Genomic DNA, 16,974 nt, shown 5'->3' with positions numbered 1-16,974 from the left:
GGGCAAGACGATCGCCAGAGTTGTCGCCCGCGCTTTGTTCACGTTTGCTGCTGCCATAACGGACGACTTCACCTGGAGCGTCCGACATCAATAACATCGCATCCGGAGCTGATGAATGAACGTTAAACGCATTGCAATCAAGTTGGGCTTCGTCTCGTTGCTGGCCTTTGGCGCCAACCTGCACGCCGCCGAAACCTCGTTGCGCATCGGCATCGAAGCGGCCTATCCGCCATTTGCCTCGAAAACCCCGGACAACGCCATCGTCGGTTTTGACTACGATATTGGCCAAGCGCTCTGCGCCGAGATGAAGGTTCGGTGCGACTGGAAAGAGCAGGAGTTCGACGGCTTGATCCCGGCGCTCAAGGTGAAGAAAGTCGACGCGGTGATCTCATCCATGTCGATCACGCCCGAACGGATGCAATCGGTGGACTTTACCAATCGTTACTACCGTATCCCGGCGCGCCTGGTGTTTCGCAAGGGCAGTGGCATCTCTGACATTGCGGCGCAGCTCAAGGGCAAGCGGATTGGGGTGCAGCGGGCGACCAATTTCGATCGCTACGTCACCGAGAAATTTGCCCCCGTCGGCGCCGAGGTGATCCGCTATGGTTCGCAGAACGAAGTCTTTCTCGATCTGCTGGGCGGGCGCCTGGACGCGACCATGGCCAGTTCGGTGGCCATCGACGAAAGCTTGCTCAAGCGTCCTGAAGGCAAGGATTTCGAATTTGTTGGCCCAAACTTCGTCGAAGAACAATACTTCGGAACCGGCATCGGTATTGCGGTGCGCAAGAACGATCCGTTGGCGAGCCGTTTCAACCAGGCGTTGGCGACTATCCGCGCCAATGGCACCTACGAGCGGATTCGCCAGAAGTACTTTGATTTCGATATCTATGGCGAATGACCCTCGCCATGTTCATGGCCCGCGGCGTTGGCTGGCGGGCCTCACGATGCACAGCATGGAGTGATTCATGAAAACCAAAGCGGTACTCACGGAACAGGACGTTGCCCAATTGCTGGTGGCGGCCAAGGAACTGGGACACCAGCGCCAATGGGCCGTTTCGGTCTGCGTGGTGGACGACGGCGGGCATCCCCTGGGGCTGTTGCGCCTGGACGGCGCCTCGCCATTGTCGGCCTACATCGCCACCGAAAAAGCCCGCACCGCCGCTATGGGCCGGCGTGACAGCAAGGCCTTCGAGGACATGATCAACGGTGGTCGTATCGCGTTCCTCAGTGCCCCGCATCTGCATGGCATGCTCGAAGGCGGCGTCGCCATCCGCCACGACGGCCAGTGCATCGGCGCCATCGGGGTGTCCGGCGTCAAGGCCGAGGAGGATGCGGAACTGGCGCGGCTGGCGGTGGAGGCGGTGTTGCCGCTGATTACCCCAGACGCGTAAGGCTGGATTTCCCGCTGGGAGCGAACAGGATCGCTCCCGCACAACTGCACAAATCTTCCAGACTGACCCGGCGACAGTGTTTAATCTGTCCAAGCGGAGACATAAGCGAGGCAGCCGATGACAGCGCGTAACTGGATCGATCTCAAGCAGGACGCCACGTCCGGCATCGAGACCGTGCGCGCGCATTTCGAGGGCCATGCCTACGATCCGCACTGGCACGATGCGTACCTGGTGGGCGTGACGGAGCAGGGCGTGCAGCAGTTCCATTGCCGTCAACAGCAACACAACAGCACGCCGGGCAAGGTGTTCCTGCTGGAACCGGGGGAGCTGCATGATGGCAATGCACCCCACGAAAACGGCTTCACCTATCGCACCCTGTATCTGCAACCTCAATGGCTGGAGCGGGAGCTGCGTTCACTGTTCGAAGAAGCCCCGGACCATGCGCAGCTGGGCTTTGCCGCCACCCTCAACGATGACGCACGATTGGCGCGGGCCACGGCCACAGCGTTCCAGAGCCTGCATGAGCAGGAAATGCTCATCGTCCGCCAGACCGCCCTCGACACGCTGCTGTCGAACCTGACCCAACACCTGCACTGGCGCGCTCGCATCAATCCCGATCCACGCCTGCCGCTGGTTGCGCAGCAAGCCCGCGATTATTTGCACAGTCACTTGAGCGATGACATCGGCCTGGACGATTTGGCGCGGGTCGCTGGCGTGGATCGGTTTCGCTTGAGCCGTGCGTTCAAGGCCGCCTTCGGCCTGGCGCCCCATGCGTACCTGATCCAGCTGCGCCTGGCCCGGGCGCGACGCTTGCTCGCCGGCGGTGAAAGCGCCGCGACCGTGGCGGCCATGCTCGGCTTTGCCGATCAGAGTCACCTGGGCCGCTGGTTCCAGCGCGCCTATCGCTTGAGCCCGGCGGATTATCGAAAACGCTGCTCAATTGTTCCAGACTGAGCCCGGCCGCGTCGGGATGATCAGCTTCACGATCATCTACCGAGAAATTGCTTCATGGACCAGTTGCTGCCGTTTGCCTTGTTTGCCTTTGTCGCTTCCATCACTCCGGGCCCGACCAATATCCTGGTGCTGAGCCACAGCTCGCGCTACGGCCTGGCGACCACATGGCCGATCATCCTTGGCGCCTGCGCGGCGGCGGCGCTGCTGGTGTTGTTGGTGGGCACCGGACTCGGTGATGTGCTGGCACGGCACGCGACGATTCAAACGGTCCTGTCCTGGGCCGGCATCGCCTGGCTGAGCTGGATGGCCTGGCAGATTTTCAACGCACCGGCCGAGGCCATCGACCCGGACCGACCGGTGGAAGGTCCACGGCTTGGGCTGGCGGGAGCGGCCGGTTTGCAACTGGTAAACCCGAAGACCTGGATGATGGCGCTGGCGGTGGTCAGCGTATTCGCCGGTGCCGAGGCGGACCGTACCGTGCGGGTGCTCTGGCTGTCCCTGGCGTTCTTCGCGATTTCCATTCCGTGCATGACCGCCTGGGCTTACTTGGGGCGAGGCGCCGCAAGGTTCTGCCGTTCCGCCGTGGCGATGGGGCGCTTCAACCGGATCATGGCGGTGTTGCTGCTGGTGTCGGCGTGGTTGACGTTGGTGGTGTAACCCCTTGCAACGGTTCGACGGTTTCAAAAAGTGATCGTTTTCGAGAGCATCCCACGCACCTGAGCTGAGCGTGCTCAAAATTTCGAACGCTAAATCGACCCCAAGGAAGGAGGTCTGTCATGTCCATACAAACTACCCATATTGAGTTTATCCAGGCCAGGCTGCCAGCCTGGTTGAAGCGAGCCTCCCGTGCGGACCAGAAGCGCTTCAAGGTTCTTGTCCAGCAATTGCAGCGCGACAGTGATGCGCTCAATGCGCTCCTGGTCGACTTGCCTGCACCGGAAACCTTCGCCAGCGAACTGCTGCAGGCTGAGCCGCAAATACAGGCTTGGCGTCCAGTAAACGGCGTCGGCGACCACGCGGATGCGATACGCCGTGGGAGGGTCAGGCGCGGACCCTACGTTATTGATCCCACGTTGTCGGTGATCAAGGCGGCCATGGCCAATTATCCGCCCGGCGATACGGTCATCGGCGGTGAGTTCGATACCAAGGGCGAGCTTTTCATTCAGGGACGGCCACAGGAGTTTACCCGAAGGGGCGCGCCGTCGGACACCGCGCCTTTACCCATGAGCCCTGCAGAATTCGCGCGACTGTGTCGCCGAGTGGACGTAGGCGGGGCTTACCGCCAGTTGTTGGAAGGGAAGCTGCCGCGCATCGGCAGCGAAATTCCCGCCATCGCCAACCTCTACATGGCGTATGCACGCAGCCAGCTGACTCATGATGCCTACGAGGCGAAACTGGACGGACGCCTCGATGAAACCGGCGTGCGATTGCTGGCTCACGTTGGCATCCAACTCGAAGAGCGGCCCGTCGTCCCCCTGGCCTGCGAGGTCAAGTCCCTGGAGCTGTTGTCGGTGCCGCTGTTTGGCGCGCGGGTGTATTGGGGCGTGCAAGGGGACGCCAGCGGCGTACGGCCGATTGTCCTGCACATTCCCAACGATGAAGTGGCGCCCCTCAAGCAGTTTGCCAGCCTGCAAGCCATGTCCGCAGAACTCACTGAGCGGGTACGCAGGCGCCGCTATCGCGAGCGCCTGATGGAGTATTTTCCGTTGCGTCTGCAGGCTTTGCTCGGGACGGCTCTCCATGATCAGGTGGAATGGCGGGTGGACAACAACCCCAACGTGATCCAGGAGCTCTACGCCAGGATCACCGGCTGGCGCGACGGGGAGCGGGGCGAGGATGGCAGCCGTCAACGTATCCGGATTCCCATGCCCAAGGTTGCCTGGGGCATGGGTGATCTACGTGTAGAACCCTGGACCGCTTGCTACAACGAATGGCGCGGCCAAGTCCTCGACAACGCCGCTGCGCTGATGGTCCCGACCCGGTATCTGGACTGGCAGGCGCAGTTGGCTCGCCTTGCCTACTGGGAGAGCCTGGTGGAGCGTGCGTTGATGCTCGCCGCGACCTTCTTCCCGTTCTGTGCGCCCATCGGCATGACGGCAGCGGCGGTAGGCGGCGTGCGCCTCGTGTACGAGATTTTCGAGGGCATCCAGGCATTCAATCAAGGGCATGCCCAGGAAGGCATCGAGCATATCTTCAACGTATTGTTCGGAATCGCTCAAGGTGCCTACCTGGGTTTTATCGGCGGCGCCATCGAGCCCATGCAAGTTCACGACGGCAGCACGCGCTTGTGGAATGGCGATGTCACGCCTTTCCAGGCGCGACGATTGCCACCCGTGGAGGCCGAGCAGGATGCCTGGGGTGTCTGGCGAACACCCGACAAGGCCTGGGTGCGAATCGACGATCGATACTTCGAAGTCCAAGGCACCGGCGATGCCTTGAACCTGCGATTGCCCGTCGGGCACCGTGGCATCAGGCCACCGTTGGCGTGGAGCCGTGCCCGCGGTTGGCAATGGGCGCATCGTGACCCGATGCAGTGGGGCAACCTGGAACTGTTGCGGTCATTCGCCGAGACCCCCGCCGAACTGGACGACGTGGCGATCCTCGCGCTGCAGCGGCAGGTCGGCGTCAGCGAAGCACATCTGCGTTATCTGCAAGTCGAGGGACAGCCGTTGCCGGCCATATTCGCCGAGGCGCTGGATGAGGCACGAAACTGGCAAGGGCTGCGGCAGACCATCGAGCGTCTGCGTCGTGATGAGGCTCCGGGTGGTAAACATTTTCGGATCGTCCAGACACTGGTTGAACTGCCAGGCTGGCCGAAGAAATTGACGCTGCGTTATTACGACGAAGCGACGCTTTATCCCGTGGGGAATAAGACCAACACACGTTCTATTCGCCTGAGCAAGGCTGATCTGGAGCACGATGCCTGGGCATCCTACGTCCTGGCCAACCTGGGCACAGACGAGCAGACCGCGATCCTCGGGCAAAGCAGCTTCGGCTTGCGTCCGGCGGAGCGCAGTCGCCTGCTGGCTGAACGCTGGGCCGAGCTCCTGGAGCGCAACGCCGCTCGGGTGACCAGGGGCATGCGCCGACCCACCGCGCTCGATCCTTTGGCCGCGCCAGTGCGCCGAGCCTTTCCCGGCTTGCCGGAGTCCATCGCCAATGAGCTTGCCCGGGAGACCACCGGCCAGGATCGCCTGCGCTTGCTCGATGGCCGAGTGAATGAAGGCCTGGGCAAACGGTGCGCGCAAGCCTTGCGCGAGCTGCGCCTGAGCCGTGCGTTGGGTGCGTTGGAACGCGGTGAAAGCAGCGGTGATCGTGATCGCATTGTCATGGGCCTGCTCGGCCGCTCGCCGCAGGCCCAAGGTCGGCTGCATTTGCGCCTATGGTCACGGGAGCTGAGAGGGCCGATCGAAGTGCAAGGAGAAGGCCCCATCAAGGTCATTCGCCAGGAAGACGATAAATACCGCCCCTTTGACGAATATGGTGAAGAGCTGGCTGGCCCCCTGGCGCTTGAGGATGCCTTGCTAAGAGCCATGCCGAACGACGCGCGCCAGGCGCTGGGCTTGAATATCTGGGAAGCGGACAAGCTGCGCGCTCAGCTACTCGCCCAGGCATTGGATGACCGGCAGGGACTGCGATCTCTTCTGTCGATGAAAGGCATCGGCGATGACGGAGCGCGTCCCCAGTGGCTGAATGGACGTTTCGGTTACCCGCTTAGCGGACGCGGACGGATTGCGCTACAGGAATGGCACGAGGGTCTGGACCATCGTCTCGAGCAACTGTACCCCGGCCACGCAGGCATCGCGTTGGGGCGCCTTCGGCTGACTTTGGCCGAGCAGGCGCGGCGCGAGGGGATCAGCCTGGAAGATTTGCTCGGCGGATTGGAGGCCCAATGGACTGCGCTTGACGAAGGACTGCATCATTGGGTGATTCATAATGAGGCCCATCATGCTGTGGAAAGCCTCTATGACACCGAGGCGCGAGTCCGCCAGCGCACCACCGTCGCAGAGGAAATCCGCCGTGCCTGGCGGCGTGCCCCCGACCCACATCGGCAGGGCGGCGAGATAAGCTTGCATTTGGAGGGGCATGGCATCGGGCGGCTTCCTCCCATCAACGCGAATTTCGATCACATCGAAGAGCTGACGCTGGCGGACTTGAGCCTGGACGAAGATCCTTCGGATTTTCTCCGGCTGTTTCCCAACCTCGATATGCTGAGCCTGGACGATAACCTCCTCAAGGCGATTCCCGTGGCAGTGGGCGAGTTGCGCGGGTTGATGGAGCTGTCATTGGGCCACAATCCCCTTGCCATCACCGCCGAGGTGTTTGCCCCTTTGCTTGGCGTCGATTCGGCGATTAATTTACGAGCCTTGGACCTGTCCGGCATCAGCAGTAACGCAGAATCGTCGACCAGCGCCGCGATGATCGCCGCCATCAATAGCCTGGCCGAGCTGCCTTCCCTGCACGAGGTGGTATGGAGCGAAAACCTGCATTTTACCCCCCAGCAATTGCAGGCAATCACCGCCTTGCCCGGACTGCACTCATTGGATCTCATGAGCTGTGGCCTGCGCCTGGATGAGGCAGGCAGTGCCTTTCTGCGCACGGCCACGTCGTTGAAAAGGTTGCGCTTGAACGGCAATAACTGCACCTATCTCCCCAACCTGCCCGAACTGACGCAACTTCGGGAATTGGAACTGGCCAACGCCGGGCTCGACAAAGTGCCGGCCCTGGCCCTGGCCGTGCTAGCCAATCCTTCCGAGCATGCTTTTCTTGACCTCAAGGGTAACCGCATCAACAACATTCAGGACGCGCTGCTTCCCGCGCTTGGCGCCCGGCCAAAACCTGACGGCCTGGTACTGCTGCTTCATGATAACCCGCTGCCCAGTGCGCAGATCCAAGCGCTTCGCGTATTCAAGCCAGAAGCTTTTCGCTACACGGTCGATGCCTGGCTGGACAGCTTTCCTTCCTTCCAACGTTCCTTGGAGGCGGCTCGGGATGATGCCGGCAACCGGCGTTTCATCGATTGGTTCTCCACCGCGATGACCGAAGCCAATCGCCGCGTCGAAATTGGGCTTCCCTACAACGACCGGGTAAGGGCCGGCGCGGTCCTCCAGCATTACACGGGTTATGGCACCGTCTACGCCGAGCTCGCGCCCCGGCTTGCGGACTTCGACGAGCAATTGGAGGCCCTGCGCAGCCGCTTGCAAGCTCGCATCCTGGACCGGGAGCAGCCGGATATCGCGGAGTTGGAAGTGCACTTTACGGTGTTCACTGCGGTCCAGCGTGCCCGGCTTTCACCTCAAAGCGTGCCTTTTGCAAGTTTCCTGAACGAGCATTACGACTATTGGAATTTCATGCTGACAGCCCTGTATCCCGATGCCGTCCAGCGCAATGGGCTGATGACGCAAGAGCGCTTCATCGAGTGGCTTTGCGACGCCCAGGACAGCTTCAACAACAACGATCAAGCGTCTCGCGTCGGGGAAATGACCTGGCGCCCCTACCTTGGGCTGATGTCCCGGGACTGGGCCGATGGGCTGGCGATCTGGGACACGGTGGAAAACGATTTGGTGGACGCCTTCAGCGAACCGGTGGACCCGTCCGGTTGGCCCCAGGTGCTGCTGGACAACCTGGCGCAACCGGACGCCGGTTTACCCAGCGCTTGGGAGCATGTTTCGGTGAATGGGCAGATGGTCTGGCGTCGGTCCAGCCTTGAGGCCGTGGCCGATGTGGATTGGGCCGCAGGCCAGCCGCTCAACCTCAACGACGACCAGTTCCGACGGACCATGGCCCTCTACCGCTCGGTCAAGAGCCGTGAAGTGGATGCTTTGGTTCGTCGCATCACGACCGATCTGGTCGTTCCCTGGTGGCCGGTGCGGGCGCCTGCTTCAACTGTCTGAAAAAACCGTTCTGAAAAAAACTGTGCCGGCTGCGTTCCTCCTGTCAGGGCGTCGTCAGTCGGCATGATCGCCAGGTCATGGCCTGGCGGTAACCACTCAACAGCCCCCAAGGAAGGAGGTGAATCATGTCCACCCTCAAGACCCATGTAGAGCTCATCCAGGCTCGACTGCCTGGTTGGTTAACCCAAGCCACGCGAGCGAGCCAGGAGCGTTTGAAAGCGCTCGCCCAACAATTGCAACGCGACAGTGATGCGCTCAATGCGCTGGTCAAGGACTGGCCCGATCCTTACGACTACACGCTCGATCAGCTCCAGGCCCAACCCGAGATGCAGGCCTGGGGCGCGGTGATAGGTGCGAACACTAAGGATGCGGTTCGCCGGGCACGGGTCAAGCGCGGCCCCTATGTAATCGACCCTTCATTGACCGTGGTGGAAGCCGCCATGGGCAATTTTCCGCCCGCCGATGCGGTCGTCAATAGCGACTTCGATAGGAAAGGACAGCTGTACGTCCAAGGCAAGCCAGACGAATATTTTCGATGGGGGCAACGGTCGGATACCGCTGGCATGCCCTTGTCGTGCGCCCAATTCGCCCAGGTGTGCCGGCGCGTGGATGTCGGGGGAACCTACCGTAAATTGCTTGAAAGCAAATTGCCGCGTATCGCCGGCCAGGACTCTGCTGTTGCCACCGTTTATAAGGCTTATGCCCGCAGCCAGCTTGCCTATGATGCCTACGAGGCGAAGCTGGACGGGCGCCTCGATAAAACTGGCGAGCGGCTGCTGGCATCGGCCGGGGTCCAACTGGAGAATGAGCCGACGGTCCCCTTGGCGTGCGAGTTCAAGACGTTGGAACTGCTGTCGGTGCCGCTGTTTGGCGTGCGCGTCTACTGGGGCGTCAAGGGGGATGCCAAGGGCGTACGCCCGGTGGTCCTGCACATGCCCAATGACGTCGTTGCACCGATCATGCAGTTTTCGAGCTTGCAGGCGATGTCGGCCGAGTTGACCGAGCGGGTGCGCAAACGCAGCTATCGCACAAGCCTGGTGGATTACTTCCCGCTGCGCTTGCAGGCCGAGCTGGGGACGGCGTTGCATGATCAGGTGGAGTGGGAAATAAAGGACAACCTGAATCTATTCCAGGAAATCAATGCCCGCATTAGCCATTGGCGCGAAGGCGAGCGGGGTGAAGACGATGGACGTATTCGTGTGCCTGCGCCGCGCGTCGCCTGGGGCCTGGGCTATCTTCGCGAAGAGCACTGGAACGGTCGTTACCACGAATGGCGCGGACACACGTTGGCCAATACCTCGACGCTGATGGTTTCTACCGAGAACAAGGACTGGCAGGCGCTCATGGCTCGGCTCGAATATTGGGAGCGCATCGCTGAGCAGACGCTGATGCTCGCTGCCAGCTTCGTCCCGTTTTGCGCCCCCATTGGAATGGCGGCAGCGGCGGTGGGGGGCGTGCGGCTGGTGTATGAAATCTTCGAAGGCATCCAGGCGTTCAACGAAGGGCACGCGCAGGAGGGTATCGATCACATTTTCAATGTGTTGTTCGGCATCGCCCAGGGCGCCTACCTCGGATTCACCGGGGCGGCCATCGAACCCATGCCGGTGAAGGATGGCACCCTGCGCTTGTGGAATGGCGACGTCACACCGTTCCAAACGCGGCGCCTGCCTGGCATGGAGGCCGAACAGGACGCCTGGGGTGTATGGCGCACGCCAAACGAGGCGTGGGTCCGTATCGACGATAATTATTTTGAGGTCCAGGGACAAGGGAGCACCGTGGAGCTGCGGCTGCCTGCCGGGCACCGGGGAGTGACTCCGCCGCTGGAATGGAGCCGTACCCGCGGTTGGCGCTGGGCCCATCAAAATCCCCTGCACCGAAACAACCTGCAACTGCTGCACAACTTTGCCGAGACGCCGGCCGAGCTGGACGACAACACCCTGTTGGCGGTGCAGCGGCAGGTCGGCGTCAGCGAGGCGCATCTGCGGTATCTGCAAGTCGAGGGACGTCCGATGCCCGCTGTGCTCGCCGACGCACTGGTTGAAACGCGCAATTGGAGCTGGATACACCGGACCATTCAGCGTCTGAAGCAGAATCAAGCGCCCGGCGAGGTGCATTTCCGTGGCGTCCAGATGCTCGCGGAACTTGCAGGATGGCCGCGGGACGTTGCGCTGCGCTATCACGACGGCGTGCAGCATTACTCGATGGGCAATCCCGCCAGCTCGCGGGTGCTTTCACTGAGCAAATGGGACCTGGAAAATGACGCCTGGGCGGCCCGCATTCTGGACCGCCTCAGGATGAATGAGCAGACCGCCTTGGTGGGACAAAACAGCTTCGGCCTGAGCCCGCTGGAGCGCAGCCGGCTGTTGGCGGGACGCTGGGCCCGGCAGTTGGAAAACAATACGCAACGGATAATCAGCGACATGGCTCCCCGCCCTGAGCTTGATCCGTTGGCTGCGCCCTTGGCGCGGGATTTCCCCGGCTTGCCCGCATCGATGGCCAATGAGCTCGCCGGCCAAACGGTGGGTCGGGACCGGGTTCGGTTGCTGGCAGGGCGCGTGAGCGAGGGCCTGGGTAGCCAGTGCGCCGAGGCCCTGCGTGAGCTGCGCCTGAGCCGTGCCTTGCGCAACCTGGAACGCGGTGAAAGCAGCGTCGACCGGGATCGTCTCATCATTGGCCTGGTGGGCCGTGCACCCCAGGTGCGTGGCCGGGTGCGGCTGCGCCTGTTTTTGCGCGAAGCGCCTGGCCCAATCGAGGTGGGTGAGGTCGGGCCCTGGAAAATCATCCGCCAGGAGGATGAGCAGTATCGCCCCTTTGACGAGGAGGGCAACGAACTCGCCGATGCGTTGGGCCTGGAGGATGCATTGCTCAGGGCAATGCCGGACGATGCTCGCCGAGCCCTTGGCTTGAATATCTGGGAAGGGGCGACATTTCGGGCCCGACTGCTTGCCCAAGCCTTGGAGGACCGGCAAGGACTGCGTCCCTTGCTGATGATGAAGCCGCTCGGCAAGGGCGGGGCTGGGCTGCAATGGATCAATGAACGTTGGGGGTATCCAGCCAGCGGGCGCGGACAGCTACCGCTGCTGGTTTGGAGCCGGCGCCTTGAACAACGTCTCGAGCGGTTATACCCCTGCTATGCGGGGGATCATCTCGTGATGCTGGAGGAGGTCCTGGCTCAACAGGCGATGCGCCGGCGCATCGATCTGGAAGGGTTTGTCGCTCAGCTGGAAAATGAATGGGCAACGCTTAACGACGATCTGCGCCAATGGGAAGCCTATGAAGGGGCGCATCACCCTGCCGAGGACAGTGTCGACGTTGAGGTTCGGCTCTCACAGCGCAGGGCTGTATCCGCGCAAATCCGTAGCGCTTGGCAACGCGTACCAGACCCCAGCAACGAAGGCAGCGACATGGTATTGCGGTTGGTGGGTTGCGACATCGGCCGCCTGCCGCCGATCAGTGCGCGCTTTGAGCACGTCGAGGAATTGATCTTGAAGGATATGGCCCTGTCCGAAGATCCTTCGGACTTCGTGCGGCTGTTTCCCAATATCGATACGTTGCACCTGCAGGGTAACCGGCTCAGCGCAATACCGCGGGCCGCCGGCGAATTACACGTGTTGCTGGACCTCTCACTGGGAGGAAACCCCCTCAACATGAATGCTGACGTGTTTGCCCCTTTGCTCGGCCCCGGTTTAGCGCCAAATCTGGAAACCCTGGACCTGTCCGGGATCAGTAGCGGCGGTGGGATCGCGACCGAGGCGGCAGTGGTGAGCGCCATCGGCCGGCTGGTCGAGCTTCCCTCGCTACGCGAGGTGATCTGGGCCGACAATTTACATTTCACTACGCCGCAATTGCAGGCCATTACTGCCTTACCTCAGTTGAGCGAGTTGGACCTGTCGCGCTGTGGCCTGCGCCTGGATGAGCAGGGAAGCCAATTCCTGCGAAGCGCCACCGCGTTGGAGGAACTGAGCCTCAACGGAAATAACTGCAGGGATTTGCCTGACCTGCCCGAGCTTGTGGCCTTACGAGATCTGGAACTGGCCGGTACGGGGCTCACCCGAGTACCGGCACTGGCGCTGAGGATGCTGTCAAGATCATCGACAGAAGAGATCGACGCTATCGATCTCAGCAACAATAACATTGCCAATATCCAGGATGACCTGCTGCCCGTGCTTGAGCAGGCCAGTGGTGACGTCGGCCTGTTGCTGGACGACAATCCGCTGCCCAGCGCACAGATAAACGCGCTTCGCAGCTGGAGCACGGGAACTTTCAGGTATTCCATTGACGACTGGTTGTCTATCAATCCCGAACTGTGGAGTGCGCTGGAGAGCGCCCGCGACGATGCCATAAGCCGGGAATTCATCGATTGGTTTTCTGGCGAAATGCGCGATCTCGGTGCACGTTCCGCAGTCGGGTTGAGCTTTCATGATCAGACAAGGGCTGTCTCGATCCTTAAACATTTCATCGGGTATCAAAACGCGAACGAACCCCTTGCTACGTCGATAGGAGATTTCGACCCGCTAATGGGTGAGCTGCGCGTGCGCCTGCGGGACCGTACCCTGGACAGGGTAAAGCCGAATCTCTGGGAAATTGAACTGCATATGATGATGTTCGAGTCGGTTCTACGGGCTCGCCTGGCACGGCAAGGTGTACCGTTCGCAAGTTTCCTGGTTGACCAACACGCTTATTGGACCGCCGTGCAGATCGAGCGCTTCCCCGATGCCCTGGAGCGACAGACCCACATGACCCGGGAAGACTTCATCAACTGGCTCAGCGATGCACAGGACACCTTTAATAACAACGATCAAAACCCTCGGGTCGGGGAAATGACCTGGCGGCCTTATCTCGGGATCATGTCCGATGCCTGGGCGCAAGGCCTGGAGGCCTGGGAGGGCGTAGACGAAACCATTATCGATGCCTACAGCGAGTCGGTGAATCCGTCCAGTTGGCCCCAAGTGCTGCTCGATAACCTCGCACGGCCGGATGCCGACCTGCCCAGCGCGTGGGAGCAAGTCACTCAGAACGGCCAGACCGCCTGGCGCCGTGCGCCGCTCGAACCCGTGGCAGATGTGGATTGGACGGCTGGCGAACCGGTGACCCTGACCGAAGACCAGTTGCGACGAACCATGGCGATCTATCGCTCGGTCAGGAGTCGGGAAATCGAGGCCCTGGTGCGACGAATAACCACGGACCTCGTCGTGCCCTGGTGGCCGCAGCGACCGCGCTAGCTCCTGACTCTGAATAATATGAAGAGCCCTGCCGAGACGGGGCTCTTCTCAAACCTCATTCAGCTCCAGGCGTGGCCTGCTTGAATACCAGCGCTTTCAGTCCGCAAGCCAGATCGGCGTCAGGAAACTCCGGCGGATTTTCCAGGCGCTCGTGGAAGACAAGTCCCGGCGCTTCGCGCGTGACGCCGTCGACGAGGAAATCCGGGCCGGTGGCCGGGTCGTTGCTGCAGGCCAGGACCGTGCCGCGAGCGGTCAGCAATTCCGGCAGGCGGCGCAATACCCGCTGGTAATCCTTGGTCAACAGGAAGCTGCCTTTCTGGAAGGTGGGCGGATCGATGATCACCAAGTCGTAAGGACCGTTGTTGATCACCTTGCCCCAGGACTTGAACAGGTCGTGGCCGAGGAAACTCACCTGGCTCAGGTCATGGCCATTGAGTCGATGGTTGTCGCGGCCTCGGCTCAGGGCTGCACGGGACATGTCCAGGTTAACGACATGCCGTGCGCCGCCGGCGATGGCTGCCACGGAAAAACCGCAGGTGTAGGCGAACAGATTGAGCACGCGCTTGCCCTGGGCGTTGGACCGCACCCAGTCGCGGCCGTAGCGCATATCGAGGAACAGCCCGTTGTTCTGCTTCTTGCCCAAGTCGATCCGGTAGCGCAGGCCACCTTCGGTGAGGGTCCATTCATCGATTGGCTCACCCACTAGCCATTGGGTGAGGCTATCGGGCAGGTAGCGGTGCTGCACCGCCAGCGTATGGGCGGCGCTGTGCTGCCAGACGGGCGAGGTGGGGAGGGTGCACAGCATTGACAGCAAATTCTCCAGCTGCGCCGCCTCGGGTTCCTTGAACAGCGAAACCAGCAGCACGCCTTGCAGCCAATCGACCGTGAGCTGCTCCAGCCCCGGCCAGCAGCGACCGCGGCCATGGAACAGGCGCCGGGTTTCTTCGGGCACCGATTCCAGTGCGGCCAGCAGATGGGTATGCAGGGTTTGCAGTGCTTCAGGGTTCATCGGACAACGCCAGCGATTCGAAAGGCCGGCATTTTAACCGTAGGCGGACCGGGCGCAATCCCTGTGGCGAGGGCGCTTGCTCCCGCTCATCAACCCTCGCTGGCCGCCAGAATGCTCGCCACCTGTTGCGGCTGGCAATTCAGATAAGCCGAACGCTTGAGCCACGCCGGGTCGGGGTACCAGGAAAACATGAATTGCCCGCCCTTGAGTTTATCGATCACCTGGCGCGCCACTTGCGGACGCACGGCGGGGCAGCCCAGGCTGCGACCGATACGGCCCTGGCGTGCGCTCCATAGCGGGCTCACGTAATCGGCGGCATGGATGACGATCGCGCGGTCGCGGGCCAAGTCGTTGAAACCCGGTTCAAGGCCATCCATGCGCAACGAATAGCCATGGGCGCCCTGGTAACTTTCCTGGGTACGGAACAGGCCCAGGCTCGATTGATAACTGCCCAGGCGGTTGGAAAACTGCGTGGCGAAGTTTTCCCCGGATTTCTGTCCATGGGCCACCAGGTCGCGCAAGACCAGCTTCTTCTGGCGCAGGTCGAAGATCCATAGGCGCCGCGCCGTCGAAGGTTGCGAATAATCGATCACGGCAAGATGGCGAGCCTGTCGGGCACCGTTCGCGACTGCGCACTGCATCGCACTCAAGGCACTTTTCAGCGCTTGGGGATTGAGTTCCGGCGCCGCGTGGGCGAGGCTGTTGTAAAGAGGTTGGGCGTTGAGCTTTGCGGCCAGCGCCGGGCTGCACATCAGGGCGAGGCCGGTGATGAGCAGGAAAAGTTGGCGCAGCAGGGCCGATACAGGCGAAAACAGCTGAGGGCGGCGTTCGTTTGCGGCATCCCATCCGATTTTGTTTGTTTGCATGATGATGGGTCGTACCTGTCGCAAAAATTCACCGTCAACGAGACGGCCATGGATTGGAGTAAAGCAGTTGTTCAAAAAGACCGCATGTTACCTGAGCCTTTTCTTGCTCGTTGCGCCATTGGTCGCTGCAGCCGAGGAGGGCGATCCAGCGCTGGCGCAGACCACATTGGCGCAGCTGTCGGTCAACTGCCCCGATTTGGCTGCCCGTGTCGACTTTCCGACAGTGATGAGCTTGCAGGCGTTGTACCAGCAAAACGCAGGCCAGGCACTCTGGTCGAACGACGGGCGGTTACAGACGCTGCAGGTCCAACTTCAACAATTGGCGGACGATGGACTGGATCCGGCGCGCTACAGCTTGCCGGACGAAGGTGCCTACCCGAATGCCGCCTGTACCGACATCGCCATCAGCCAGCGTTATCTGCAGGCCCTGCACGACCTGCGCTTCGGTTATCTGCCTCAAAAGCGCCTGGAACCTGTCTGGAAAACCAATCCGCAGTTGCCGGACCGTCAAGCCATGGTGTTGCAATTCGCCGTGACGGGCCTGCACAACCCTGCCGAGGCTTTTGAGCAGGCCCGGCCGAGCCTCGACCTTTACCGCAACCTGCGCGAACTCTACGCCCGCCAGCGGCAGCTACCTTTGGCTGACTGGCAATCGGTGCCCGGTGGCTCGCTGTTGCAGCCGGACAAACGCGATGCCCGAGTACCGGCGCTGGCCCGTCGACTCTTCAACGAGGGTTACCTGAGCGTGCCGCCACCCGAGACCGATGAGCATTACGGGCCGAGCCTTGTGGATGCGATGAAAAGTTTCCAACTTCATCATTCGCTGCAGGCCGATGGCGTCGTGGGGCCGTGGACGGTCACCGAACTGAACATCAGCCCGGCGATGCGCCGCGAACAGCTGCGCATCAACCTGGAGCGTATGCGCTGGCTGGCCCAGGACCTCGAGCCGGACAGCGTGCTGGTCAACGTCGCGGCGGCGCAACTGACGGTTTACCAGGGCGGCGCGCCGATCTGGCAAACCCGTACCCAGGTCGGCCGTGCCGAACGGCAGACGCCGCTGATCAAATCGCGGATCACGCGTTTGACGCTCAACCCCACGTGGACCATCCCACCAACGATCATGCGCGAAGACAAGCTGCCCGAGATTCGTCGCGATCCGGAGTTTCTCAGCCGACATAACCTCAGGGTGCTCGACCGGGACGGCCTGCCGGTGGCGGTGGAGAATGTCGACTGGGACCATCCCGGCACGCTCATGCTGCGCCAGGATCCCGGTGCGAAAAACCCGCTGGGCAAAATGGCGATCCGTTTCCCCAATCCGTTTTCCGTGTACCTGCATGACACGCCTAGCCAGGCGTTGTTCAGCAAAGGCCCGCGGGCGTTCAGCTCAGGCTGCGTGCGTATCGAGCAAGTCATGCACCTGCGGGACTTGTTGGTGACTGCGGCCGAACGCACGCGCACCGACACGTTGCTGGCCAGTGAACTGACTCATGAGTTCAGGCTGGCCAAGCCCGTGCCGATCCTGCTGGGCTACTGGACCGCGCAAGCGGACAGCCAGGGGCGGGCGGTGTACGTCCCGGATATCTACCAACGCGATGCAGTCCTCTCTGTGGCTGGCAGCCGTGCGCTCTGATGGCGATC

Annotated in this window: 9 protein-coding genes; 7 read left to right on the top strand and 2 right to left on the bottom strand. The window is 61.7% G+C overall.

Annotation, left to right across the window (positions count from 1 at the left end; genetic code table 11):
* The first annotated feature begins 115 nt into the window (after positions 1-115).
* The 6 genes from aotJ (at position 116) to HU806_RS13945 (ending at position 13,461) form a co-directional block, all read left to right on the top strand.
* Positions 116-898, top strand: a complete 783-nt coding sequence (gene aotJ / locus HU806_RS13970; RefSeq protein WP_186611939.1) for an L-arginine-binding protein AotJ — start codon at positions 116-118, stop codon at positions 896-898.
* Positions 899-965: 67 nt separating this feature from the next.
* Complete coding sequence (locus tag HU806_RS13965; protein WP_186611938.1) at positions 966-1,391, top strand: GlcG/HbpS family heme-binding protein; 426 nt, start codon at positions 966-968, stop codon at positions 1,389-1,391.
* Positions 1,392-1,508: 117 nt separating this feature from the next.
* Entirely contained in the window at positions 1,509-2,345 is an 837-nt protein-coding gene (locus HU806_RS13960) for an AraC family transcriptional regulator (protein ID WP_186611937.1), read from the top strand.
* A gap of 54 nt (positions 2,346-2,399) precedes the next feature.
* A complete protein-coding gene (locus HU806_RS13955) occupies positions 2,400-3,002 on the top strand; it encodes a LysE family translocator (protein WP_186611936.1) in 603 nt (200 codons plus the stop codon).
* A 119-nt stretch (positions 3,003-3,121) separates the two neighbouring features.
* The gene (locus tag HU806_RS13950) at positions 3,122-8,239 is read left to right on the top strand and encodes a dermonecrotic toxin domain-containing protein (RefSeq protein ID WP_186611935.1); all 5,118 of its coding nucleotides are present in this window, start codon (positions 3,122-3,124) and stop codon (positions 8,237-8,239) included.
* 125 nt (positions 8,240-8,364) lie between these two features.
* Positions 8,365-13,461 carry a leucine-rich repeat domain-containing protein gene (locus HU806_RS13945; protein WP_186611934.1) on the top strand — a complete coding sequence of 1,699 codons (5,097 nt, stop codon included), beginning with the start codon at positions 8,365-8,367 and terminating at the stop codon, positions 13,459-13,461.
* 55 nt (positions 13,462-13,516) lie between these two features.
* On the opposite strand, the gene HU806_RS13940 is transcribed toward HU806_RS13945, so the two are convergent.
* Complete coding sequence (locus tag HU806_RS13940; protein ID WP_186611933.1) at positions 13,517-14,470, bottom strand: class I SAM-dependent methyltransferase; 954 nt, start codon at positions 14,468-14,470, stop codon at positions 13,517-13,519.
* A gap of 89 nt (positions 14,471-14,559) precedes the next feature.
* On the bottom strand, positions 14,560-15,222 hold the full coding sequence (locus HU806_RS13935; RefSeq protein ID WP_186612008.1) for a murein L,D-transpeptidase catalytic domain family protein: 663 nt from the start codon (positions 15,220-15,222) through the stop codon (positions 14,560-14,562).
* Positions 15,223-15,403: 181 nt separating this feature from the next.
* On the opposite strand from HU806_RS13935, the gene HU806_RS13930 reads away from it, so the two are divergent.
* Positions 15,404-16,966: a L,D-transpeptidase family protein gene (locus HU806_RS13930; RefSeq protein WP_186611932.1), complete on the top strand. Its 1,563-nt coding sequence runs from the start codon at positions 15,404-15,406 to the stop codon at positions 16,964-16,966.
* Positions 16,967-16,974: the final 8 nt, after the last annotated feature.

It is taken from the genome of Pseudomonas sp. SWRI154, from assembly GCF_014268645.1.
Taxonomy (GTDB): domain Bacteria; phylum Pseudomonadota; class Gammaproteobacteria; order Pseudomonadales; family Pseudomonadaceae; genus Aquipseudomonas; species Aquipseudomonas marvdashtae.
The sequence above is the reverse complement of the archived record's forward strand: the minus strand, read 5'-3'. Positions and strand labels throughout refer to the sequence as shown.